We start from the raw sequence: 22,425 nt of genomic DNA on the forward strand, positions 1-22,425 counted from the left end.
TATTAATAACGGCTGGGTTTGTTTGTTTCCACTTGAATGCTCGAATATGGAATTTCTCACGTCTTTCATGGATGGATATATCAATGTTTTTCAGGGCTGAAGCTGTAATAAAAAATTTAAGTACGCTCATTGTATTGAGTGCACTAAGCTATAGTGGAGTGGTTTCTGCTGTTGAGGATGATTCGACAAGTAACGGCATTCGCCAATTGACTCACAGTAACGATGTTGCTTTAACGGCACCAATTAACAGTTTTACTGCCAATAATAAGAGTGTTGATTTTGTTTTTAAAGCGATATCATCACAAATTAATAAACCATTTATTGTAAGTTCACGTGCGAAAAAATATTCGGTGACAGGCCGTTTCGATCTTAACAAACCAATGGAAATGGTTGAACGCATTACGCATGACTTAGGGCTAATTTGGTACTTTGATGGTTCAATCTATTATATATATGAAGCCTCAGAAGCTAAAACTGCAATCATTCATTTTCCAGCCAGAAGCTATAGAGATCTGGAGGATTTCTTGCACAGCAATGATATGTATGATTCTCGATATCCACTTAAAATGAATATGCCATCCAATACACTTTATATCTCAGGGCCACCAAAATATATTGAAATCGTGGTTGGTATAGCTGGCTTTATGGGTGAGGGATATTCATCATCAAACAGCGAATTAGTTATTGATACAGTAAAACTGCGGCATGTTTTCGTGGATGATCGTACTTATAGCTATCGCGGGCAAACGAAAACGATGCAAGGTATTGCCACCACAATCAACAACTTATTTTCTGATAATGGAATTCAAGGAAAAAGTAATGTTGCAGTGAAAAAGCAAATTAAGCCAGAGTCTACAACTGAAACAGGGATTCTCGAAGAATCTGAATTTGGCGTGCGTGCAGAATTTAACGATAATGGCAGATTTTCTGGTAGTGAGATTAAAGTGTTACCATTTTCGGGTCGTAATAGTTTGCTTATTAAAGGCACGCAAGATCAAGTTAACATGATAAAAGATATTATTGCACGCCTTGATGTTCCTCGTAAGCAAGTCGAGTTTTCACTTTGGATTATTGATATTAATAAGGATGATTTAGAACAAATAGGTGTAAATTGGCAAGGGCAATATAAAGTCGGTTCGAACATCCAGACATTTTTTAATGCTACAAGTATCTTAACAAGCTCGCAGAGTGATATATTTTTGGCAACCGTTAATGCGCTAAGTCAGAGGAATAAGGCGAATATTGTATCACGCCCCATCATCCTGGCTCAGGATAATATTCCGGCTATTTTTGACAATTCGCGAAGTTTTTATGTCAAATTGATGGGGGAAAGAGAAGTTTCACTCCAGACAGTAACCTATGGTACCTCCATTAACGTTATTCCAATGATTTCAGATGATAATAAACTCGTTGAGATGAACATTGACATTACAGATGGAAATACTGTAGCTGATGATCAAGGTGATACTGCAACGGTAGATCAGTTACCGGTTGTGGGGAATACAGCTATCAGCACCATGGCTCGGGTGACAGCCGGCCAGAATCTTCTAATTGGTGGTTATACACGCGATCAGTTGTCTGATGGCGTTACTAAAATCCCATTGCTTGGCGATATTCCATGGATCGGTAATTTATTTAAAACAAAGACAAACAATTCTTCAAAGGCAGTAAGACTCTTTTTGATTCAGCCCAGGATACTTGAAGATGATTTTAACCACAAGGATGCGCTTGATGGTTACATTAATGATGGCTGGGATGCTATTAAAAATTATCAGAATAAGACGCAAAAAATTAATCAAGATGCTTTTATAACACCAACTCATCAGGGGTAGAATATGGCATTAGAATCTTTGCCAATGGCCCGCTTCCGAAGTGCGGTAGGGATTGGCGATTTAAGCAACGTCCTTGTTAAGATGCAGGATGATGCAGAGGTGAAGGTGGAGAAAGGTTCTTTTTCGGTTGCGATGACTATGGCCGATGATATGTCAGCATTATTGAGTTCTTTTCTGCAGAACAACCGTGCGGCGAAAGCAAAACCTTCATCACCAGAAAGCATTGCTGAAGAGTGTGAAGCCTCAATAAAGGAGAAAACACCAAACTGTGTGGTAAAAATCAATGATTTTGCCAAAGGCGGAGTAATGACGGCAAAGCAATTGTTAAATTATCTGCATCAGTTATTCGCCGATCCGACAGAAATTGCTTTACTTCTTCATGCGTTTATTTTGATGAAAAAGAAGAAAAAAGATGATGATGAATTGCCTGATGTTTCTTCGGATATTCTGGAGTCTGCACTTGAAAATCTGATGAAGGGACCTGACAGGAAAAAGATAAAAGCAGGTATTAACAGTGCAAATACAGCTAGAAAATTTAGTTTGCAATTAAAGCAAAACGAACAGTCATTGCGTAAAGCTTATGAAGGTTTTATTACGCAGAACATCGATCCGCTAGAAATATACCAGATGTCGATTGAGAAATTTGGCATTGAAAATCGCTATGCCGTACTGGATTACTATTCTCAGGCACTGCATTGTGATATTAATAGTTATGACCCTTCATGCAGTTTACTTGAATTTGGCACTTTACTTGAAGCAAATTTTAGAATGAATATACTTCGTTCTGCCGATCAGATGTTTATGTCGAAGATGAATGAAGGTGAGTATATTCCATCAACAAATGAAAGAGATTTCAGATTGCTTGATTTCTTCTTTCATATTATTTTGCAACCTGATGAAACCAAGAATTTAACGATTGAACTGATTAACAACTGTATGAGATATTATTCAGGTAGTGATAAAACCAACTTTGTTCAACAAATTTATTCTGCTATTAAGCCACTTCCATTTGCAATCTTTGCAGATGATCTGGCCGATGCTGAAAAAATGAAAATGAGTATTGAGAATACTCTTGCAATGATTATCGACGGGTTTGCTCGTTTTACTCATATCGGAAGGACATATGGTTAATAGCGGACTGGAAGATGAGGTAAGCAATTTGCTGGCCGGAGAAGAAATCTCTGTTTCATTCAAGGGAAATTTATTCCGCTGTTGTCGATATGGTGTATGGTACTTTGTAATGGTGGAAATGCCCATAGGTGTGATCGACCTTTCTGCATGGTTATATAATAACAGTGAAATGCTTAGCCACAATGAACAAGTTCTATCGCATCACGATAAAGTTTATTATTGTGTATTGCAGAAAAAAATAGATATAGCACTTATATACGAGAAATTTATAAAATATATAGAGTGTAATTAATACTTATAGCGTAGTCTGAGAAACATATGTGGCAAAAAATAGCGCAGAGGCCAGAATTATTTTTGGTTGTATTGATGATATTAATATTAGCCATGTTGATTATACCATTACCAACATGGCTTATCGATGTACTATTAGCTTTTAATATTACATTTTCTATCTTAATTTTTATTGGCACATTTTATATACAGAAAGTGTTGGAGTTTTCTGCATTACCTTCACTTTTGCTCATTACAACGCTCTTTCGTCTTGCGTTATCTATCAGTACCAGTCGTATGATACTGGTGCAGGCTGATGCAGGACACATTATTACAACATTTGGTAACTTTGTTATTGCAGGGGATATTATTGTTGGTTTTATCATTTTTTCAATTGTTACACTTTTTCAATTTATTGTTATAACAAAAGGTTCAGAGCGTGTCGCAGAAGTTAGTGCACGTTTTTCTCTGGACGCTATGCCCGGTAAACAGATGAGTATTGATGCAGATCTGCGAGCGGGAAATATTGATGCTGATGATGCCCAACGGCGACGCTCCATGCTGGAAAAGGAGAGCCAACTGTATGGTGCATTAGATGGTACAATGAAATTTATCAAGGGTGATGCAATTGCCAGCATTGTGATTATCTTTGTCAATTTCATTGGCGGCGTTTCTATTGGCATGGGGCGTCATGGCATGTCCTTTAGTGGGGCTACCGATGTCTATACGATTTTAACAATTGGCGATGCCCTGGTCGCTCAGATTCCGGCTTTACTTATTTCTATCGGTACCGGCTTTGTGGTAACAAGGGTTAGTGAGGATGGGAAAAATCTGGGTAATAATATCATTGATCAGATTTTTCAGCGTGATTTCGTTTTGATTGTTACGGCAATTGTCGCCATTTTAATTGGTTGTCTTCCGGGATTTCCATTGATAATTTTTATGCTTATAGCTAGCATTATTCTTGCTGTTTATTTTAACCGTACGATGAAAGCTAAAAAGCAGGCAACGTTTTCGGGGAGTATAAAAACGAGTCCCGGGGGGAGTTCAGGTAGTGAAGGATATACTGTTTTACCCACAGCAAGTATTATACCTGAAACTGTACCGTTGATGGTAATGCTCCCAGAGCAGGATTTTAGCAATCTGGATCTTGAACATTTTGGCATGCGTTTTTCGCAGGATTTTTACCTTAACTATGGTATTGAACTCCCGAAAGTCAGTGTAATAATGAGCCCAAACGTGCAGTTGAACCATGTTGTTGTCTTGATTAATGAAGTTACTGCAGGTGTATTTCCAATAAACTTTGGGTATTTTAAACTTTTGAATCTTGACGGTATTATTGATTTACCCGGCATTGATGTAATCACCACTGAATATGGAAATGAAAAAGAATACTGGGTCGCCGAACAAAGCCAGGAGTTATGTTCATCCTTGGGATTTACGTTGCGTTCGGCAGAAGATGAAATGATGCTCTCTTTTCAGTTGCTGGTGACCGCACAGATCCCTGAGCTGTTTGGCATTCAGGAAACCAAAAATATTATGGATAAATTTGAACGCCAGTATCCTGAGTTATTAAAGGAAACTTACAGACATTGTACTGTCCAGCGAGTATCTGAAGTCTTACAGCGTTTGTTAAGTGAACGCATTTCAGTAAGAAATATGAAAGCAGTGCTGGAAGCGTTGGCACTATGGGGTGGGAAAGAGAGAGATACTATCCAGTTGGTAGAGCATGTGCGCAGTGCGTTAGCTCGCTATATTTCGGATAAGTTTTCGACTGAAAATGTATTGTCAGTTATGGTGTTATCACCTGAGATTGAAAATAAAATTCGCAAAGGAATTAAAACATCAGCTTCAGGATCATTTATCAATATGGAACCGGTAGATAATGAGTTTGTTATTGATAGGTTTGAGCATCATTTATTGAATCTTTCACGAAAGGATGTTGTATTTCTAACTGCAGTTGATATCAGACGCTATACTAAACGTTTGATAATGTCACAATTCTCTGATCTGGATGTCATTTCGTTTGGTGAAATATCAGAAAGTGTTAAAGTTAACGTAATCAAAATGGTGGATTAATTAAATGGATGTTTCAAAAATTGTAGATATCCTCAAACAGGCGCTTGAGATAATGGGATGTGACCCATCGTTGATCTCTGATATAGATCATCATTCCACAATCGAGCTTAGTTTTGGTGAAGAGCCGTCAATTATGTTTAGTACTGTTAACGGTGTTGTGGTTCTTTGGAGTGCTATTGCAAAATATAATAGTCATGCCTTGTTAAATGCCGCTCCACAACTTATCGAATCATTGATTGCAACTTGTGACTGGAGCATGACTGGCCAGCTACAGCTAGTTGAAGATGATGGCAGTTTTGTTTTAAGAGCATTTTTAAGTGAAAATGTAATTGAACAAGGTGAGTTATTGGCGGATGTATTGAGCCAGTTTTATGAGCGTGTAGATGAATTTAGCCAGGCGCTAAAATAATGCAGGAAATCTTGCTGAGTGATATTTTTGATTGTAACGCCAGGATAACGTCGATTCAGGGGACGATCATTACTGCACCGTTGCGCCATACTTTTATTGGGGAACGATGCCGTATTTATCGCTCTCTGAGCGATCCTCAGGTCATTGGACAAGCAGAGACTATCGGTTTTAGCCAGGGCAATGCTGTGCTGTGCCTGCTGGGCGGATCGGATGGTATTTCATGCTCCAATATTATTGTTCCGGATGGTACTGCTTTTTCACTTTCAGTATCGATGGACACGCTGGGTACAGTTATTAATGCACAAGGCGAGATTTGTGAACGTTTTGCGTTGCCAGCTCCTGGCAACGCGTTTTTACCGATGCTTCGACCCATTATGCAATCTCCGCCAGATTATAGTGAGCGGCGGTCAATCGATAGCTTATTTGCCACAGGTGTCAGAGCTATCGACGGGTTATTGACTTGCGGCATAGGTCAACGTGTAGGGATCTTTGCTGGGGCGGGGGCCGGGAAAACGTCCTTAATGACAATGATCATTAGCCATTCATCTGCCGATGTTTATGTTATTGGACTGGTTGGTGAACGAGGCAGGGAGGTTACCGAGTTCTTAGCTGAAGGGATCCCGGAGGATAAGCGTGATAAAACCATTGTCGTCTATTCTACTTCCGATCGGCCAGCTGTCGAAAGACGGAATGCAGCGCTTATTGCCACCACTATTGCAGAATATTTTCGCGATGCCGGCAAGAATGTTGTGCTGATGATTGATTCAATGACACGCTATGCCCGTGCGCTTCGTGACGTTGCGCTTTCAGCTGGAGAAATGCCTGCAAGACGCGGTTACCCATCATCTGTTTTTGATAATTTGCCGCGGATCCTGGAAAGAAGTGGTAAAACTCAATTCGGCAGCATTACAGCGTTCTATACGGTACTGCTTGAAGAAGAAGAGGAAGTAGACCCCATCGGTGATGAAGTGCGCTCGATTCTTGATGGGCATATTTATCTTTCCAGAAAACTGGCTGGTACAGGGCATTATCCGGCAATTGACGTATTACGTAGCGTCAGTCGTGTAACGCGTGCAGTATCATCTGATGAGCAACGTGAAGCTGCATCTTTATTTCGCAATTATTTGTCAAAACTGGACGAATTGAAGCTGATGATTGAATTAGGTGAATACCAACCGGGTGAAAATCCAGCCACAGATAAAATTGTTGGGAAAACTGACATTATAAAGAATTTTCTCCAGCAAAAGATGGAAGATAAAACATCATTTACACAAATGTTGGAGTCACTGTATGCCATATAAAAGTATGGAAAATCTGTATTCAACTTACTGCGATAGCGTTGTTCTGAAAGTAACACGTATTGAACGCGAAATTGAACGATTAAAAGATTTGCTGATTGTTAATGCTGAACGTCATAAAGAGACTGATGGCAGTATCATCACCTTATGGCATGGAGTTACCGAAAGTGAAGTAACGAAAGACAATATATATGCTATTAAAAGAAAAGAATCATTACTGCTCTCAGTTTTATATCGTCTGGATGCGGAAAAAAATGAGTTAATTGCAAGTCAGCATGAACAAGAAGATGAAAAATCGCGTCTGTTGCAATTACGCGCCAGCTATGAACGGAAAAAACGTAAGTGGTCTTTATGCCAACAAAAAGTTAAACGTCAACGTAATGTCAAAAGAATTGCTCAGGAAGAATATTCTATAGAGGAATGTATTGCATGGAAATATAAAAACATCATCAGTGAAAGCACATTTATCAGAAAAAATGGACTCTTGTGACGGTGTACAATCTATTGATGGTATTATCCAGAAATTATTGAGTGATACTGATATCAAGTGGAAAAAGAATACTAAGATTGAGGATTTTGACGGTAACAAAGATGAAAAAAAAGGAGATAAGGGCACCGGGCAAACTGACCAGATTGCGGCATCGGTAATATTAGCTGGGGAGCCGCTATTATCGTCTCTGTCGGCCAAATTCGTGCAGCAGCTACAAACGAATAGTACGGGCAATAATTCAGTATCTAATGTGCCAACACGTATTTCCACAGTGAATATAGATTTAGGGCGATTAAAGGAAGAAATCCTGACCCACAGTCGATCGGCAACAATTTTTACCGCAGCGGATCCGCAACATCAAGAGAATACTCAGAAAACTGATAAGAAAAAAAATGAATCTTCAGAGGTAACCGTTCTTTCCGCTATGGCAGTACCTGACAAGACTATCGATGAATCTGGATGGGCAACGGAAGAGCTATCACCTGGAGTACGCGGAAAAGAGACAGTTAATCAGCAGCCGTTAAAGTCTGCCAAAAATGTAGCGCCTGCGGTAAACACGAAATCGAATGTGACCGAAGTCAGCTGGACCTTTCCAACTCAACAGACGGCCCAGGTACGCATAGAACACGCACAGAATAGATCTGATACGCAAATACAAATTCTGCCATCGGACATTGCAACTGAACAACAACTGGTAAATTTCCAACAGCAACATCCTTTGCACGGTTTGCGTGTAGATGGTGCCGTGTCAACGGTGAATGACTATTTGCAGAATCAGCAGAACTCACAGCAGCAGAATGAGGCAAACAAGGATGATTTAAATGACGAGGAGGAGGAGACGTGAACACCATTCTTTCAAGTTTACGGCACCTGGATGCCACAGAAAATCTGATCATGCAGTACTGCGCACGCAATGATATCTCTTTGCTGACAAATCAGAAACGAATGCAGGGCGCGTTCATCCGCTGTAGCGGTGTTCACGCCGGAACGGAGGTATGTTTTTTTGTCTCTGCAGAAACGCTTTTGCAGAAATATGGTATGGAGGATGCTCGATTTTCTGTTCAGCAGATGGGCAATAAATTTATTTCTTCGCTGTACAGTGAGTTGTTATCTAATCTCTCCCTGGGGACTGAGTGGTTTTCAGCACCTATTGCTGAAGTTGTTATTGAGGATCCAGAATGTCAGATTCCTCTTCATGAGAAATTCTACAGTGCAGGTGACGATGCCGGTTTCGTTTGGTTTCCAAAAACATCCCTAACCTCATTAGACGTGCTGGTTACGGAAACAGTAAACGATTGCCAGCATTTGCTTTGCCCCATCAAAGTCTCTCTCGGATTCACATCGTTACCCGTGAGTGATATCGAAAATTTGGCCATTGGTGACGCTTTGTGGATTACAAATGTTCAGATTTACCTTTATGTCGGAAACATAAAATATTGTGCGGTTCAATATGAACAGCACAATTTTACTGTAAGTGAGGATATTATGGATAGTCAAACAAATAATGCTCTTGTTGATAAGTTATGGACAACAGATGGACTCAAATTAAACATTGAGTTTGTACTCAGTGAAACAACCATGACATTAGCAGAAATTAGTAAAATACAAACAGGCGATGTATTAGATGCGCAGATTGGTCTGGGAGACAACAAAGTCGATGTTGAACTCCGGGTTCAGGGACGTACGTTAGCAACGGGAGAACTTGTTTTACTGAATGACCGCCTGGCGGTGGAAATAGAGGACGTTTACAACACACTGTGAGATGAAATTATGACGGATTATAATAGCATTGGTCTGATAGGGATTCTGAGTCTTGCGACACTTTTGCCATTTTTCATTGCGGGTGGAACGTGTTTTATTAAATTCTCTATTGTTTTTTCATTGATACGCAATGCCATAGGCTTACAGCAGGCGCCATCCAATATGACCTTGAATGGCATATCACTACTATTAACTGCTTTTGTCATGTCGCCTGTTGCCTTGCAGGGCTATGACTATTATCGCCAGGAAGGTGTCTCTTTCGATAATGTTGAGTCAGTGCAAAACTTCATCGATAACGGCCTTTCTGGGTATAAAAATTATTTATACCGATTTTCTGATAAAGAACTCCTTACATTTTTTAGCAATATTTATCAGCAGCAATATCCCGTAACGGATGATCATCAGATTGTTGGGGTTAAACCAACAGTTGAGAATAGTTCGTTATTTACGCTGTTAGCGGCTTATTCACTGAGTGAAATAAAAAGCGCCTTTGTTTTAGGTTTTTATGTTTATCTTCCTTTTATTGTAGTGGATCTGTTAGTTTCCAACGTATTATTGGCTCTCGGCATGATGATGATGAGTCCTGTAACAATATCATTACCAATAAAATTGGTACTTTTTGTTGCCATTGATGGATGGTCTAAGATTGCGACCGGCATGGTCATGCAGTACGCAGCGTTATGGAAAACGGCGGGATAACAATGGACAGTATCTTTTATATAGGCAATAAAGCACTATATATGGTCTTAATATTATCTTCAGTTCCGGTTATTGTCGCAACGGTGGTGGGGATAGTTGTGGCTCTTCTTCAGGCAATTACTCATATCCAGGAACAGACCTTGCCATTTGGTATCAAATTGCTGGCAGTATGTGCCGCGCTTTTTATGACTGCACCGTGGTTTGTTTCCAGCCTGAAAAGTTTCGCTGCCGAAGTGTTGGCCCTGGCATTCCAGATACCCTAATGAGTCGCCTATGAATGTTTATGTGCTCTACCATGAATATATCCTGTTGATTGTTATCGGGATGGCCAGACTTCTGCCAATGACATTTTTCTTACCCTGGTTTAACAGCCAGGTGCTAGGGGGCATGTTAGCCAAAAATGTAATTACGTGTTTTATGCTTCTCGGTTTTTTGCCCCTGCTGAGTGTACAGTTTTCACTGGCGCCAGCGGCGCCACCAATGGTGATTATCGTTCGGGAAGCGATTATTGGTTTACTATGCGGTATTTGCCTGTCAGTGCCATTCTGGATTGCTTTGGTGATAGGTGAGGTCATTGACAACCAACGCGGAGCAACTATTAGTAGTACTATGAATCCAGGGATAGGGGTTGAAACATCTGTTTTCGCCAGTTTTATGAACTATTTCTATGGCGCGACTTTTATGCTAAGTGGCGGAATGGTTACGCTTTGTGAGGCGATAAAAAAAAGTTATCAAATATTTCCGGTGGCACAATCCTTTCACTTTGACAAAGCATTAGCATTGCAAGTGGTTCATCTTGTTAATGAGTTAATGCTGAAGGCTTTAATTTTGGTAGGGCCTATCGTCGTCGCTTTATTTGTCACAGAATGTGCACTTGGTTTACTTTCACGTTTTGCATCACAATTGAATGCTTTTTCTGTCGCATTAACGTTAAAGAGCGTTATCGCCATTTTCGTACTGTTGATTTATTTAACACCATTACTTATCTCCCAGTTGACAGGATTGCGGTTGAGTGATTTTTTACCGAAGAGTTAAGCATAATGAGTGAAGAAAAAACAGAACAACCAACACATAAGAAGAAAGAAGATTCTGCTAAAAAGGGGCAGATGTTTCTTAGCCGAGATTTTGTAGGACTACTTACGTTAATTGCTGTCTCCTCATTTGTGTGGATGACCATTGATGCCAGGGAGTTAATATTTTATTTCGATTTATTCGTCAGTAGTGGTTTCATGCTATCAACGGGAGAATATGCGCGACTGGTATTTACAACAGCGTTTAAAATTATCTCTGGTATCGCCCTGATTTCTGTTTTCACTTCGGCACTGGTGACATTGCTACAAACACGTTTCAAAATGGCGTCGGAGGCGATTCGATTGGATCTGAATGCCATTAATCCAATAAAAGGATTTAAAGAAATATTTAGCATCAGGGGGCTGAAAGACAGTATAAAAGCTATTTTGTATCTTGGGATGGCACTCACTGGCTTTAGTGTTTTTATTATAAAATATCATACTCGATTATTTACTATACCGACGGGTGGGATCCAGCACTTTATTAATGTGTGGCGTGGACTGATGCCATTGCTTTTTTGTTATACCTTGTTACCGTTTTTAATCATTATGGCATTTGATGCTTTGGTTGATTTTTATTTATACATTAAAGACTTGATGATGACCAAACAGGAAATTAAGCAAGAGTATAAGAATAATGAGGGTGATCAACACATTAAAAGCGCACGTAAGCAATTGCATCGTGAATTGCTTTCTGAACAGACTAAAGCAAATATATTGACTTCAAAAATGGTGTTGGCTAACCCGACACATATCGCATTGGGAATTTATTTTAATCCTACGGTAATTGGCTTACCTTTTATTTCAGTCATCGAGAAAAACTCTCGCGCTGTTGCGGTTATTGCTTTCGCGGAAAAAAATAATATCCCTGTTATTCGCAACATCTCGCTGGCACGGCGAATTTTTAAGACGGCGAAAATTTATACTTTTATTGATAGCAGCAGTATTGATGAAATTATGCGCTTACTGACCTGGCTCGAGCAGATGGAACAAGCATGGAAAGATGATATTCCTCAGAATGACGAGTCAGAAGAGATGGTGGTTGATGTTAACTGTGATAAAGAAAATGCAGAAACAAACAAGGAAGGGGATGGAGATGCGTCATAGTATATTTCTTTTACTGTGTTGTTTCATGCCTGCTGCGATGGCAGCGCAGTGGTGTTATGAAGATGCTCAGGGAATCATGTATGTCGAACAGCAACGAACGTCAAACAAGGGTCGGCGTTGCGCTATCGCTAAAAATGATGCCGTGCAACGCTGGCAGGCCACGAAAGCCAATTCCGCCATTCGCATATCGCGTTCCTCACCGCGGCGTCAGTTTACGACACAAATGGCAAACGGTCGTTACGATAAGGTTATCGGCCACTATGCCAGGCAGTATGGTGTCGATCCGTATCTCGTTAAGGCGGTTATGGCCGTTGAGTCCGGATTTAATCCGGACATTATCTCGGCAAAAGGCGCTGTGGGTTTAATGCAGTTGATGCCTGATACAGCGAACCGCCTGTCTTCAGCATTAGGGTATTCTCTTGAAAAGCATAGATTATCTGATCCTGAGATGAATATTCATCTTGGCACTTATTTGCTCTCAGAATTGGCTAAACGCTATACAAGTAATCTCGAACTGGTTCTGGCCGCATATAACGCGGGAGAGGGGAACGTTGCAAAGTATAGCAATAAAATACCCCCATTTAATGAGACACATAAATATATTAAGAACGTGATGAATGAGTATAAAACCATTCATTGATGAAATGATTTAATGTGTTTTTAATTCTAAAATTAGAATAAATAATTTGAGTTGCTTTGCCGTGCATGAAACTATCGCAAATAGTTTATTTTTAGCTAATTAAGGATTGATTAGCGTTTGCATAAGAAGGAACCGAGTATGTCTCATAAATTCCTACATTCTCGACTCTCCGTTGCGGTTGCCTGTGATGAACCGATTGTTATTACAGGATTGCGCAGCTTGCTTGTCGGGTATGCAGATATTGCATTTGTAGCTCATTCACGAAATGATTTGATTCGCACGTTATCAGGCAAATGCGATGATAAAAATTTAGTTTTGATTGTTGATGTATCTTTTGACTGTGAAAACAATAATGATGCCAGTCACTATATATCGAGAATTCAAAAGGTAGCTCCGGATCTTAAACTGATTGCGCTGGTAAGTGAAAACTACACGTTTACTCCTACGCTCCGACGTCTCCGGGCGTCAGGGGTACACGCGTTAATAAGCAAGAAAGATGATTTGGAACGTTGTCTGCCAAAAGCGTTATCTGATTTGGCGGCAAGGCGCTTTTATTCTTCTCCGCGGATTCAACTGGCGGATATAGCTACTGATTATGCTCAACAGCAGTCCCTGTTAACCTCGCGTGAACTCGAAATTATTCGCCTGTATGCACGGGGCATGCGGGTAAAAGAGATTGCAAACCTTCTCAAGCGCTCAGTCTGTACGGTTGCGGTACATAAGCACAACGCGATGCAGAAACTTGCAATTACCAGCAACATACAATTGCTTCATTATGTGCAATCTCAGGATACGCTTGCCGGGATGCCAGGTAACTAAAACTTTGCACACCTTTCAGGGAAAGATACGATGTCTACAAGTGTCACAACAGCAGGGCAAAATTCATTTTCAATTCTACGTACCACCACGAATGCGGTTTCTTCATCACCTGAGGTGCTACAAGCTTCGACAACTGCTGGCACGGCAGAAACGGGTACACGCCGTCAGCAGGTGATGGATATATTGACAGAAAAACTGGCAGTCTATTCTGATCAGTATCATCAGCTTCTCAATAAAGGGATCCTTATCGATACGACGCCTGCACAGGGCGTATTGAAATCGTCTCTCTCTCGGTTCATGAACACCGGTGTTTCAAGCGAAAAAAGCGTGGGAAAACCTTTAGGGGACTCGGCTGTTGGTGGCTCACTCTGGGACATCACTTTTGACAAAAACATGGATAAGGATGGTGATGGCAAGATTGATGATGATATCGATTTCAGCACCTATATCTGGTCAAATGATAACGATCATGACAATGGGGTGAATTACCCTGAGAGTGACTGGGAAATCTATGCGGATGTTAGTACTGAGCTTGCTGGGCTGCAAACAGATTATATGGATGTATATACGGATCTTGCTAATCAAAGCGTTGAATTTCTCGATGATGTTAATAGCTTTAAAGCTCGAATGGTGACATATATCTCCAGCGATGAAGATAAAATGAAAATCGATGTCGGTGGTGTGCAAGATGAACTTGATGCTATAATTGATGGGTGGGGGATATATGATGCTGACGGCAATATCAACCTAAATCCCATTAACCCCGAAACGACAGCGGGTCCCTATCCTGATCGTGGTCCTGTTGCTATCCGTGGGTTAGATGCCCAGGGGGTTTATTATTGGGCAGAGCAACTGGCATTATCCGATCAACTGGCTATCGCAACACATACAGAGGCTGGGGCTGATGGGAAAATGAATACGGGTAATCCTGGGGATGATATTGACAATATAACGGTGGTTGATGCGGTCACCAATCTTGTCGAACCGCCAGAAGAGGACTGTCGGCTTTATTTGGTAATGGAGGCTGATGGCACTTATACCCTGTATGTCTACCCTGATCTCCAGCCCGTACGGGATGCCAAAGACGCAACGTTTAGCCTGTTGGCTTACCGCTCAGATGCCGGATCATCGACTGGGGCTGAAGCTCCCACTGCATCCGAGCTTGGTTTACCTCTTGTTGATCCTGACTATTTCGGAGATCAGTATTGGGGTCAAAGAGCCTATAACTACTATTTTGTTATTCCTACAACAAAACAGTTAAAAGTTGTGCCTGCCGATAAAGGTCGTCGTTGTCCACCGGGTTATATGTTAGTGACATCAGAGGCTACTAAAGAGTATCATGAGTTTGATTGCTTTTTGATACCAACAAATAAGTTAAGTTATCGTAATGGCAGTTATTATGTCACGGAAGATATTGTTCTTGAAAAAGAGACTTATGATACGTTTGGGGATGCACCTGACGATGGTGGTGAAGCAACCAATATCTATGTTAGCGATGCTGCAGATTGGGATTTTGATGCGCACGGCTCTGCGGTAACTCCACCGTATGCATATCGAGCCGATGCCGGAAGTGTTCCTCCAATAGAGACCAATGCACCAGCCGATTTACCACTCACTCATATCGATTCAAGATATAGTGGAAATAAAGGGACCGAGAAATCATATTCTGTTGTCTCAACGGATGCGGAGATGGTTATTGTACCCCCATCCGTAATACGTCAAAAAAATTTTTATATCCCTGATGGCTATACACTCATAACATCAAAGGCTACTGATGATTATCATGAGTATGATTGTTTTTTAATTCCAACGGAAATGTTGGATCCAGCTGAAGCTAATAGTGACGCTGGTGATGTTGATAATAAAACTCCTGTACATGTTACAGAAGGTGTTGTTGTTCTTGATAAGTCATATGACATGAATGGGGAGGGAGGGGAGCAAGCGAATATTTATGTTTCTCCCACATCGACCTGGGATTTTGAAGGACACAACGCGGATGAAGTTGTCTCTATCAGTAGCGGTATATTTAACGAGTGGGAAAACTCGATGAACACGATGTCCAGTACAGTAGAAAGCCAGTCACAAGTTATGTCCGAAAAATTAAGCCAGGCGAATACCATCTTTAATAACCTGACCAAGGTATTGTCATCGACGATAGAAGCCTTACAGGAAACCCAAAAAGAATTTCTCAAATAGGTATTTGTCATGGGCGATATGACCATCAGCACAACGCCAGTTTCCGCAGAAGATGCTGCTTCAGCAGAAGAACTCGGCCCAACAGCGAATTTAACGGATGAACAGCGTAAATTGATGCAGCTAGCCACTTCAGGATTTAGTTTAGATTTTTTTTCAGATTGTATTATGGGCGATACTGACGATCCGTCCAATCCTATGTACCAACCGGAGTGGTGACATCGGAACCGTTACGCGAATAATAAATGACGCCAGGCCCGGGGAAGTGCTGCCGGGCCTGGCGTTTATGCGCGCGGCTGTGTGATACGCAGGCCGCTCACTATGGCGGCAACCGTTGCCAGTACACCCGCAGTTATCAGAGATATATGTGTTCCGTTGTCGCCAAACTGATTGAGCATTAATGCCACCAGCGCCGCGCCGGTACTTTGCCCTAACAAGCGCGCCGTTCCCAGCATACCGCTCGCCCCACCGCTGCGCTCACGCGGCGCGGAGGTGATGATAGTGTGGTTGTTCGGTGACTGGAACAAGCCAAAACCCGCGCCGCACAGCATCATCGGCCAGATGATATTGAAATCCGACGGCGCGGATGGCAGCAACACCAGTGAAAATAATCCACACGCCATCACCATCATTCCCAAAGCGCCTAAAAGCCCGGCGTGGACGCGTTCAATGAGATAACCTGCCAGCGGCGCCATCACCATGGTTGCCAGCGGCCATGGGGTCAATAGCAGGCCCGTTTCTACTTCGCTACGACCGAGTACGGTTTGTAGAAAGAAGGGCAGGGAAACCATCGCCAGCATTTGTGCGCTAAATGAACAGATTGACGTACAAATCGAGAGTGAAAACAACGGAATACGCAGCAGGTCAACCGGTAATAACGGTACTGGTAGCGCGAGCTGACGGCGGATAAAGAAGAAACCTACCACGATGAGCCCGACGAGCTCAGCACCAATTAACTTAAGCGATTGCCCTTGTGCAAAACCGCTAAGTGCGGTGATTAGCAAGCCAAACGTTAGCGCATTCATCACCGCGCCAGGCAGATCAAAACGCGGCTTATTGCTACGCGGTGTATTAGGTGGCAGGAAGCGCATGGCCAGCAGCAACGCGATAATACCCAGTGGGACGTTAATCAGAAACAACCATTTCCATGAGGCAACTGAGAGGATCGCTGCCGCAATAGTCGGGCCTGCTGCTGAGGAAACCGCCACGATAAAGGAGTTGATCCCCATGCCCCGTCCAAGCTGACGCTGCGGATAAATCAGGCGAATGAGTGCTGTATTCACGCTCATCAATGCCGCTCCGCCGAAACCCTGAGCCACACGCGCCAGTGTTAGCATGTGCAGCGAATCGGAGAGGGCACAGAAAAGTGATGCGAGCAGAAATACCACCAGTCCGCACTTGTATATGCGTCGGTAGCCAAACATATCACCTAAAAATGAGAGTGACAGGAGTGATACGACAATCGAGATTTGGTAGGCGTTAACGATCCAGATTGAGCTGGCCGCGGAGGCCTGAAGATCGGTGGCAATCGTCGGCAGGGCAACGTTAGCAATTGCGCCGTCCAGTACTGCCATTGAGATGCCAATAACAATGGTCAAAATTGCACCGTATCGCTGGGGCAATGGCAGGCCATCGGCCTGGAACTTATCCATAGGAAGTCAATATTGTCGGAAATTATGATGAGAATAATAATTTTAGCATTGATATTCAGGCGTTAGGTCGCAGATTTGTAACTAAGTGAGCAAAGACAGATTGCGACGGCTGGTACGTGAAATTATAATAAAAACCGGTTCTGATTTTTATAAAACACTCGCAATGAGGTGGTAAATGGCTATCGCAGATCTGGATAAACAACCCGATTCTGTATCTTCCGTGCTGAAGGTTTTTGGCATCCTGCAGGCGCTGGGTGAAGAGCGCGAAATTGGTATTACCGAATTGTCACAACGCGTCATGATGTCAAAAAGTACCGTTTATCGCTTTTTGCAGACCATGAAAACGCTGGGTTATGTGGCACAAGAAGGCGAGTCTGAGAAATACTCTCTGACACTGAAATTATTCGAGCTGGGCGCGCGCGCGTTGCAAAACGTTGATCTTATCCGTAGCGCTGACATTCAGATGCGCGAACTTTCGCGCCTGACCAAAGAGACAGTACATCTCGGTGCGCTGGATGAAGACAGCATTGTCTACATCCATAAAATCGACTCGATGTACAATCTGCGCATGTATTCTCGCGTAGGTCGTCGTAATCCGCTGTACAGCACCGCCATTGGTAAAGTGCTGCTGGCATGGCGCGACCGCGATGAAGTGAAGCAAATTCTGGATGGTATTGAGTACAAGCGCAGTACAGATCGGACAATCACTAACACCGATGAGTTGCTGGTATTACTGGATAAAGTCCGTGAGCAGGGCTATGGCGAAGACAACGAAGAGCAGGAAGAAGGACTGCGCTGTATCGGGGTACCGGTATTTGATCGTTTCGGCGTGGTCATTGCGGGTCTGAGCATCTCATTCCCGACGCTGCGTTTTTCTGAAGAACGTTTGCACGAATATGTCGAAATGCTGCACACCGCAGCGCGTAAGATTTCAGAACAAATGGGTTATAACGATTACCCTTTCTGATTTTGACGCGTTGCGATACACAAAAAACCCGATACGGCGTATCGGGTTTTTTACGATCTGTCGTCGTCGCCGGAGCAAATAACGTACTGATTTTTTGCTGCTGTATTAACCGTTATCGATAACGACGGTGCTTTTCCTCAACAGGGGACAATCTGACAGGCCAATGATGCCGCTGTTGGTATGGACGTATTGCGCGGTGCTGGTTCCGCGTGCGGTCAGATATTGACATTGCAGGCCCAGGCCAGCCGCAGTCTCCTTACTTCCTATCAAAACGCCGTAGCCACTCAGTAATAAACCGATCCAAATCAGAGCGAGCAACACAATAGCGCGGATAATCAGACGCATTACAACCTCTTATCTTTTCTCGTTATTATTAGATTAGCCTGTACATGGGATGAAACAAGTGAATCATTCCTAAAAACATTTAATGCCGTTACAGTTAACTTAGGGTTTAGGTAACTCATGATAATTTATCAACATAAGCTGTAGATTCGGAGAGTGGAGTTGGAGTGAAAAAATTTCGATGGGTGGTCCTGATCGTTGTCGTGCTGGTATGCATACTGATGTGGGCGCAGGTGTTCAACATCATGTGCGATCAGGACGTACAATTTTTCAGCGGAATTTGCGCCATCAATAAATTTATTCCCTGGTAAGCGCATTTCAGTAACAGTTGATTACCTTCTTGTGCGGCAGTGGTAAACTATGCTGTCTACATTGAGGTGGTGAAATGAACGAAGTTTTGAATTCTGGCGCGTTGAGTTTTGCGTCTTTAGTGGTATCGGTGGTGGTTCTGGTAATCGGGCTTGTATTGTGGTTTTTCATCAATCGGGCAAGTTCGCGTACTAACGAGCAGATTGAACTGCTTGAGGCGTTGTTGGATCAACAAAAACGACAGAGCGCATTGCTCCGCCGTCTTTGTGAAGCTAACGAGCCGGAAAAAGCAGAAGAGCCAGCCGCGGTGCAAACTCAGGATGAAGATGATGACATCATTCGTCTGGTAGCCGAACGGTAGTAAACAGAAAGACAGGGTGAGAGTTTGTAGCTGCTATTCTCAGATGCTTCATCCTCATCCTGTCGTCAACGATATCAGATTATTTTCTTCTGCAACAATCCGGCAATTACTGCGTCGGCACACGCCGAACCTGTGTTCTTCCTGATGCCCTGACCAATTAATATCTTATCTCTGGTTTGACACAAATATAATTATCCATAGATTAATAATATGATTGTGTCATTTTTGTGATGCCGATCGTTTTATTATCAGCGAAACGTTTCTCTCCCTTTTTTTTGTGCATTGTCATCATTCTTTCATTATTTTAGTGCAAAACCAGAATGCCGATCTCATTTTTAAGCTTGTGATTTTTTATGCATTACTAAGCATAAAAAATGATATCTGGCAGAGGCTGTGACAGATAATCTGGAACAGTTGAACCTGATGAGCTATGGTAGAAAAGTCCCTGCTACGGCGCAGGCCAGCCGGGGCAAGGGGAGAGAGGCGAGAATATATCTCTACTCGGCCTGGCGCATAACTGTGCAGTTGTTGTTTGATGAACTGCGGGATTTGTGCGACCGATCGAGACACGTTTAAAAATGGCTTGCCATTATTAACGTTGTATGTGATAACACGGTTTGGGTTAAACGAGGTACAGTTCTGTTTATGTGTGGCATTTTCAGTAAAGAAGTCCTGAGTAAACACGTTGACGTTGAATACCGCTTCTCTGCCGAACCTTATATTAGTGCCTCAAGCAGTAATGTCTCAGTTTTATCTATGTTATGCCTGCGGGCGAAGAAAATACTCTAAGGAATTTTGCAAATGGCAAAGATTAAAGGTCAAGTTAAGTGGTTCAACGAGTCTAAAGGTTTTGGTTTCATTACTCCGGCTGATGGCAGCAAAGACGTGTTCGTACACTTCTCCGCTATCCAGGGTAACGGCTTCAAAACTCTGGCTGAAGGCCAGAACGTTGAGTTCGAAATTCAGGACGGCCAGAAAGGTCCGGCTGCTGTTAACGTAACAGCTATCTGATCGATACCACTGATTTGAAGCGCTCAAGCGCAACCAATTCAGATATAAAGCCTCGCTTATGCGGGGCTTTTTAATTCAAATTACGTCAAAATATTTCTGAATGCCTCTCCATTAGCGCTTTGTTGCAAAGGCGTGATGTTCGTAGCATTGTTTTCCCCGCTTTCTCCCGGCAATTCCCGTTAAATCAGTCACCTGAAAAACTATCTTGCAGGAGCCCCGGTGAAAAAGAAAAACGTCGGCGATGCACGCAATTTTACTCCCGTACGTTTTGCCCTGCTTTGTGTGGCAATTCTGTTGAGTCTGGGATTGTTGCTTGGTCGGGTTGCGTGGTTACAAATCGTCACCCCTACGAGTCTGGTCAAGCAGGAGGATATGCGTTCGTTACGTGAAGTCACAATCGCCTCACCGCGTGGGATGATTACCGACAGAGAAGGTCGTCCTCTCGCAGTAAGCGTGCCGGTGAATGCAGTTTGGGCCGATCCGAAGACGATTGTCAGCAAAGGTGGCGTTGGCTATAACGAACGCTGGCAGGCATTGGCGAAGACCCTGCATATTTCACTCAGCACGCTGGCTGAACGCGTTAACAGCAATCCAGCTAGCCGCTTTATCTATCTGGCGCGCCAGATCTCTCCTCAGCAGGCGCAGTGGGTCGATGATCTTAATCTCCCGGGGATCAATCTGCGCGAAGAATCCCGCCGTTTCTATCCCGCAGGTCATGTGGCGGCGAATCTTATCGGCTTTACGAACATTGATGGACAAGGTATTGAAGGCCTGGAGAAAAGTTTCAACAGTCAGTTGATGGGTAAACCCGGTTCTCGCCTTGTGCGCAAAGACAAGTTCGGGCATGTGATTGAAAATATCACGGAAGTGATGCCAGTCCCCGCGCACGAATTGCAACTCAGTATTGATGAGCGTTTGCAGACGGTGACTGAAGATGCGCTGGACAATGCCGTGACATGGAATAAAGCGGATTCTGGTGCGGCGGTGCTGGTAAGTATTGCCACCGGTGAAATCCTGTCGATGGCGAGTTTTCCCGATTTTAACCCTAATAACCGCGAAGGCGCGGTACTGGATGATTTCCGCAACCGTGCAATTAGTGACACCTTTGAACCTGGCTCAACCGTCAAACCATTAGTGATCATGACCGCTCTGCAGCAAGGAATAGTGCAGCCGGACAGCGTGATTGACACTCATCCTTTTAACGTTGATGGACATCGCATCCGCGACGTCGGATTTTACCCGGAGCTATCGCTTACCGGTATTTTGCAGAAATCGAGCGATACCGGTGTGTCGCACCTTTCGCTGGCAATGCCGGTACAGAAACTGCTGGATACCTATAAAAGCTTTGGCTTTGGCGATCCAACCGGCTTAGGTCTCACTGGAGAAAGTCGCGGCTTAATGCCTCAGCGACGTTACTGGAGCGATTTGGATCGTGCGACCTTTGCATTCGGTTACGGGTTAATGGTGACACCGCTCCAGTTGGCACATGTCTATGCCACTATCGGCAGTTTTGGCATCTACCGACCGCTTTCCATTACACGTATCGACCCACCGGTTATAGGAACCCGCGTAATGCCAGAGGCGCTAGTGCATCAGGTTGAACATATGATGGAGAGCGTTGCGTTACCCGGCGGCGGTGGGACCAAGGCTGCGGTGAGGGATTATCGTGTTGCGGTGAAAACCGGGACGGCAAAAAAAATAGGCGATGACGGTAAGTACGTCGATAAATACGTGGCTTATACGGCAGGGGTTGCCCCTGCCAGTGAGCCGAAATTCGCGTTGGTCGTGGTGATAAATAATCCACAAAACGGCGCTTACTATGGGGGAGCCGTTTCCGCGCCGGTCTTCAGCCAGATCATGGGTGATGTCCTGCGTCTGGAAAATGTGAAACCCGACGGGATGCCAGCCGATTCTGACCATCTACTGGTGATGCACGGCAGTAGCCTGGCCTCGCCGTCGCTGTAAGTTATTTTCGCGGGGCGCGA

Annotated in this window: 25 protein-coding genes; 23 read left to right on the forward strand and 2 right to left on the reverse strand. The window is 43.2% G+C overall.

Annotated elements, in window-relative coordinates:
* Window positions 1–83: 83 nt before the first annotated feature.
* From sctC to IB196_RS09595, 17 genes are all read left to right on the forward strand, one after another.
* A complete protein-coding gene (sctC, locus tag IB196_RS09515) occupies window positions 84–1,832 on the forward strand; it encodes a type III secretion system outer membrane ring subunit SctC (RefSeq protein WP_040232366.1) in 1,749 nt (582 codons plus the stop codon).
* 3 nt (window positions 1,833–1,835) lie between these two features.
* The gene (locus tag IB196_RS09520) at window positions 1,836–2,963 is read left to right on the forward strand and encodes an HrpJ domain-containing protein (RefSeq protein WP_155021160.1); all 1,128 of its coding nucleotides are present in this window, start codon (window positions 1,836–1,838) and stop codon (window positions 2,961–2,963) included.
* Window positions 2,956–3,255 (forward strand): hypothetical protein, encoded by a 300-nt coding sequence (locus IB196_RS09525; RefSeq protein WP_040232365.1) that lies wholly within the window; start codon window positions 2,956–2,958, stop codon window positions 3,253–3,255. Before IB196_RS09520 ends, IB196_RS09525 begins: the two co-directional genes overlap by 8 nt.
* A 26-nt stretch (window positions 3,256–3,281) precedes the next feature.
* Window positions 3,282–5,312 carry an EscV/YscV/HrcV family type III secretion system export apparatus protein gene (locus IB196_RS09530; protein ID WP_188231682.1) on the forward strand — a complete coding sequence of 677 codons (2,031 nt, stop codon included), beginning with the start codon at window positions 3,282–3,284 and terminating at the stop codon, window positions 5,310–5,312.
* 4 nt (window positions 5,313–5,316) lie between these two features.
* On the forward strand, window positions 5,317–5,721 hold the full coding sequence (locus tag IB196_RS09535; RefSeq protein WP_040232361.1) for a hypothetical protein: 405 nt from the start codon (window positions 5,317–5,319) through the stop codon (window positions 5,719–5,721).
* Window positions 5,721–7,022 carry a type III secretion system ATPase SctN gene (gene sctN, locus IB196_RS09540; RefSeq protein ID WP_005120176.1) on the forward strand — a complete coding sequence of 434 codons (1,302 nt, stop codon included), beginning with the start codon at window positions 5,721–5,723 and terminating at the stop codon, window positions 7,020–7,022. Before IB196_RS09535 ends, sctN begins: the two co-directional genes overlap by 1 nt.
* Window positions 7,012–7,509 carry a hypothetical protein gene (locus tag IB196_RS09545; protein ID WP_188231681.1) on the forward strand — a complete coding sequence of 166 codons (498 nt, stop codon included), beginning with the start codon at window positions 7,012–7,014 and terminating at the stop codon, window positions 7,507–7,509. Before sctN ends, IB196_RS09545 begins: the two co-directional genes overlap by 11 nt.
* Window positions 7,472–8,353: a hypothetical protein gene (locus tag IB196_RS09550; RefSeq protein WP_348936032.1), complete on the forward strand. Its 882-nt coding sequence runs from the start codon at window positions 7,472–7,474 to the stop codon at window positions 8,351–8,353. The genes IB196_RS09545 and IB196_RS09550 overlap by 38 nt, the downstream gene beginning before the upstream one ends.
* Complete coding sequence (locus tag IB196_RS09555; protein WP_155021158.1) at window positions 8,350–9,270, forward strand: FliM/FliN family flagellar motor switch protein; 921 nt, start codon at window positions 8,350–8,352, stop codon at window positions 9,268–9,270. The genes IB196_RS09550 and IB196_RS09555 overlap by 4 nt, the downstream gene beginning before the upstream one ends.
* Before the next feature lie 9 nt (window positions 9,271–9,279).
* Window positions 9,280–9,969, forward strand: a complete 690-nt coding sequence (locus IB196_RS09560; RefSeq protein WP_005120180.1) for an EscR/YscR/HrcR family type III secretion system export apparatus protein — start codon at window positions 9,280–9,282, stop codon at window positions 9,967–9,969.
* A gap of 2 nt (window positions 9,970–9,971) precedes the next feature.
* Window positions 9,972–10,232: a type III secretion system export apparatus subunit SctS gene (sctS, locus tag IB196_RS09565; RefSeq protein ID WP_040232355.1), complete on the forward strand. Its 261-nt coding sequence runs from the start codon at window positions 9,972–9,974 to the stop codon at window positions 10,230–10,232.
* 10 nt (window positions 10,233–10,242) lie between these two features.
* Window positions 10,243–11,004 carry a type III secretion system export apparatus subunit SctT gene (gene sctT, locus IB196_RS09570; protein ID WP_040232354.1) on the forward strand — a complete coding sequence of 254 codons (762 nt, stop codon included), beginning with the start codon at window positions 10,243–10,245 and terminating at the stop codon, window positions 11,002–11,004.
* 5 nt (window positions 11,005–11,009) lie between these two features.
* Complete coding sequence (locus tag IB196_RS09575) at window positions 11,010–12,146, forward strand: EscU/YscU/HrcU family type III secretion system export apparatus switch protein (RefSeq protein WP_040232352.1); 1,137 nt, start codon at window positions 11,010–11,012, stop codon at window positions 12,144–12,146.
* The gene (locus IB196_RS09580; RefSeq protein ID WP_005120185.1) at window positions 12,136–12,786 is read left to right on the forward strand and encodes a lytic transglycosylase domain-containing protein; all 651 of its coding nucleotides are present in this window, start codon (window positions 12,136–12,138) and stop codon (window positions 12,784–12,786) included. Before IB196_RS09575 ends, IB196_RS09580 begins: the two co-directional genes overlap by 11 nt.
* 138 nt (window positions 12,787–12,924) lie before the next feature.
* Window positions 12,925–13,605, forward strand: a complete 681-nt coding sequence (locus IB196_RS09585) for a response regulator transcription factor (protein ID WP_005120186.1) — start codon at window positions 12,925–12,927, stop codon at window positions 13,603–13,605.
* Window positions 13,606–13,635: 30 nt separating this feature from the next.
* Entirely contained in the window at window positions 13,636–15,801 is a 2,166-nt protein-coding gene (locus IB196_RS09590) for an IpaD/SipD/SspD family type III secretion system needle tip protein (RefSeq protein WP_188231680.1), read from the forward strand.
* Window positions 15,802–15,810: 9 nt separating this feature from the next.
* A complete protein-coding gene (locus IB196_RS09595) occupies window positions 15,811–16,017 on the forward strand; it encodes a hypothetical protein (protein ID WP_040232351.1) in 207 nt (68 codons plus the stop codon).
* Window positions 16,018–16,082: 65 nt separating this feature from the next.
* Here the strand turns inward: IB196_RS09595 and IB196_RS09600 are convergent, their stop codons facing one another.
* Entirely contained in the window at window positions 16,083–17,450 is a 1,368-nt protein-coding gene (locus IB196_RS09600; RefSeq protein WP_149692036.1) for an MFS transporter, read from the reverse strand.
* 175 nt (window positions 17,451–17,625) lie between these two features.
* Between IB196_RS09600 and kdgR the strand changes: the two genes are divergently transcribed.
* Window positions 17,626–18,417 carry a DNA-binding transcriptional regulator KdgR gene (kdgR, locus tag IB196_RS09605; RefSeq protein WP_005120190.1) on the forward strand — a complete coding sequence of 264 codons (792 nt, stop codon included), beginning with the start codon at window positions 17,626–17,628 and terminating at the stop codon, window positions 18,415–18,417.
* A gap of 105 nt (window positions 18,418–18,522) precedes the next feature.
* Here the strand turns inward: kdgR and IB196_RS09610 are convergent, their stop codons facing one another.
* A complete protein-coding gene (locus IB196_RS09610) occupies window positions 18,523–18,762 on the reverse strand; it encodes a YobH family protein (RefSeq protein WP_005120192.1) in 240 nt (79 codons plus the stop codon).
* A gap of 164 nt (window positions 18,763–18,926) precedes the next feature.
* On the opposite strand from IB196_RS09610, the gene mgrB reads away from it, so the two are divergent.
* The 5 genes from mgrB (at window position 18,927) to ftsI (ending at window position 22,405) form a co-directional block, all read left to right on the forward strand.
* A complete protein-coding gene (mgrB, locus tag IB196_RS09615; protein WP_040232348.1) occupies window positions 18,927–19,070 on the forward strand; it encodes a PhoP/PhoQ regulator MgrB in 144 nt (47 codons plus the stop codon).
* Between the two features lie 74 nt (window positions 19,071–19,144).
* Complete coding sequence (locus IB196_RS09620; RefSeq protein WP_005120194.1) at window positions 19,145–19,429, forward strand: YebO family protein; 285 nt, start codon at window positions 19,145–19,147, stop codon at window positions 19,427–19,429.
* Window positions 19,430–20,074: 645 nt separating this feature from the next.
* On the forward strand, window positions 20,075–20,218 hold the full coding sequence (locus tag IB196_RS09625; protein ID WP_003034983.1) for a DUF2627 domain-containing protein: 144 nt from the start codon (window positions 20,075–20,077) through the stop codon (window positions 20,216–20,218).
* Window positions 20,219–20,230: 12 nt separating this feature from the next.
* Window positions 20,231–20,440, forward strand: a complete 210-nt coding sequence (cspE, locus tag IB196_RS09630) for a transcription antiterminator/RNA stability regulator CspE (protein WP_001062678.1) — start codon at window positions 20,231–20,233, stop codon at window positions 20,438–20,440.
* Window positions 20,441–20,659: 219 nt separating this feature from the next.
* Window positions 20,660–22,405 carry a peptidoglycan glycosyltransferase FtsI gene (ftsI, locus tag IB196_RS09635; RefSeq protein WP_005120196.1) on the forward strand — a complete coding sequence of 582 codons (1,746 nt, stop codon included), beginning with the start codon at window positions 20,660–20,662 and terminating at the stop codon, window positions 22,403–22,405.
* The last annotated feature ends 20 nt before the right edge of the window (window positions 22,406–22,425 follow it).

Origin of the sequence: Citrobacter sp. C6_1 (assembly GCF_014596835.2) — a bacterium.
Classification (GTDB): Bacteria; Pseudomonadota; Gammaproteobacteria; order Enterobacterales; family Enterobacteriaceae; genus Citrobacter; species Citrobacter pasteurii.

What these genes read in the sequence shown, in the direction of transcription:
- IB196_RS09530 (WP_188231682.1), top strand. Translation starts at nt 3,282, where the DNA reads ATGTGGCAAAAAATAGCGCAGAGGCCAGAATTATTTTTGGTTGTATTG.
- IB196_RS09520 (WP_155021160.1), top strand. Translation starts at nt 1,836, where the DNA reads ATGGCATTAGAATCTTTGCCAATGGCCCGCTTCCGAAGTGCGGTAGGG.
- IB196_RS09620 (WP_005120194.1), top strand. Translation starts at nt 19,145, where the DNA reads ATGAACGAAGTTTTGAATTCTGGCGCGTTGAGTTTTGCGTCTTTAGTG.
- IB196_RS09575 (WP_040232352.1), top strand. Translation starts at nt 11,010, where the DNA reads ATGAGTGAAGAAAAAACAGAACAACCAACACATAAGAAGAAAGAAGAT.
- IB196_RS09590 (WP_188231680.1), top strand. Translation starts at nt 13,636, where the DNA reads ATGTCTACAAGTGTCACAACAGCAGGGCAAAATTCATTTTCAATTCTA.
- IB196_RS09595 (WP_040232351.1), top strand. Translation starts at nt 15,811, where the DNA reads ATGGGCGATATGACCATCAGCACAACGCCAGTTTCCGCAGAAGATGCT.
- IB196_RS09580 (WP_005120185.1), top strand. Translation starts at nt 12,136, where the DNA reads ATGCGTCATAGTATATTTCTTTTACTGTGTTGTTTCATGCCTGCTGCG.
- IB196_RS09585 (WP_005120186.1), top strand. Translation starts at nt 12,925, where the DNA reads ATGTCTCATAAATTCCTACATTCTCGACTCTCCGTTGCGGTTGCCTGT.
- IB196_RS09600 (WP_149692036.1), bottom strand. Translation starts at nt 17,450, where the DNA reads ATGGATAAGTTCCAGGCCGATGGCCTGCCATTGCCCCAGCGATACGGT.
- kdgR (WP_005120190.1), top strand. Translation starts at nt 17,626, where the DNA reads ATGGCTATCGCAGATCTGGATAAACAACCCGATTCTGTATCTTCCGTG.
- cspE (WP_001062678.1), top strand. Translation starts at nt 20,231, where the DNA reads ATGGCAAAGATTAAAGGTCAAGTTAAGTGGTTCAACGAGTCTAAAGGT.
- IB196_RS09625 (WP_003034983.1), top strand. Translation starts at nt 20,075, where the DNA reads ATGTGTGGCATTTTCAGTAAAGAAGTCCTGAGTAAACACGTTGACGTT.
- IB196_RS09545 (WP_188231681.1), top strand. Translation starts at nt 7,012, where the DNA reads ATGCCATATAAAAGTATGGAAAATCTGTATTCAACTTACTGCGATAGC.
- sctS (WP_040232355.1), top strand. Translation starts at nt 9,972, where the DNA reads ATGGACAGTATCTTTTATATAGGCAATAAAGCACTATATATGGTCTTA.
- IB196_RS09535 (WP_040232361.1), top strand. Translation starts at nt 5,317, where the DNA reads ATGGATGTTTCAAAAATTGTAGATATCCTCAAACAGGCGCTTGAGATA.
- IB196_RS09525 (WP_040232365.1), top strand. Translation starts at nt 2,956, where the DNA reads ATGGTTAATAGCGGACTGGAAGATGAGGTAAGCAATTTGCTGGCCGGA.
- sctC (WP_040232366.1), top strand. Translation starts at nt 84, where the DNA reads ATGTTTTTCAGGGCTGAAGCTGTAATAAAAAATTTAAGTACGCTCATT.
- IB196_RS09560 (WP_005120180.1), top strand. Translation starts at nt 9,280, where the DNA reads ATGACGGATTATAATAGCATTGGTCTGATAGGGATTCTGAGTCTTGCG.
- sctT (WP_040232354.1), top strand. Translation starts at nt 10,243, where the DNA reads ATGAATGTTTATGTGCTCTACCATGAATATATCCTGTTGATTGTTATC.
- IB196_RS09610 (WP_005120192.1), bottom strand. Translation starts at nt 18,762, where the DNA reads ATGCGTCTGATTATCCGCGCTATTGTGTTGCTCGCTCTGATTTGGATC.
- sctN (WP_005120176.1), top strand. Translation starts at nt 5,721, where the DNA reads ATGCAGGAAATCTTGCTGAGTGATATTTTTGATTGTAACGCCAGGATA.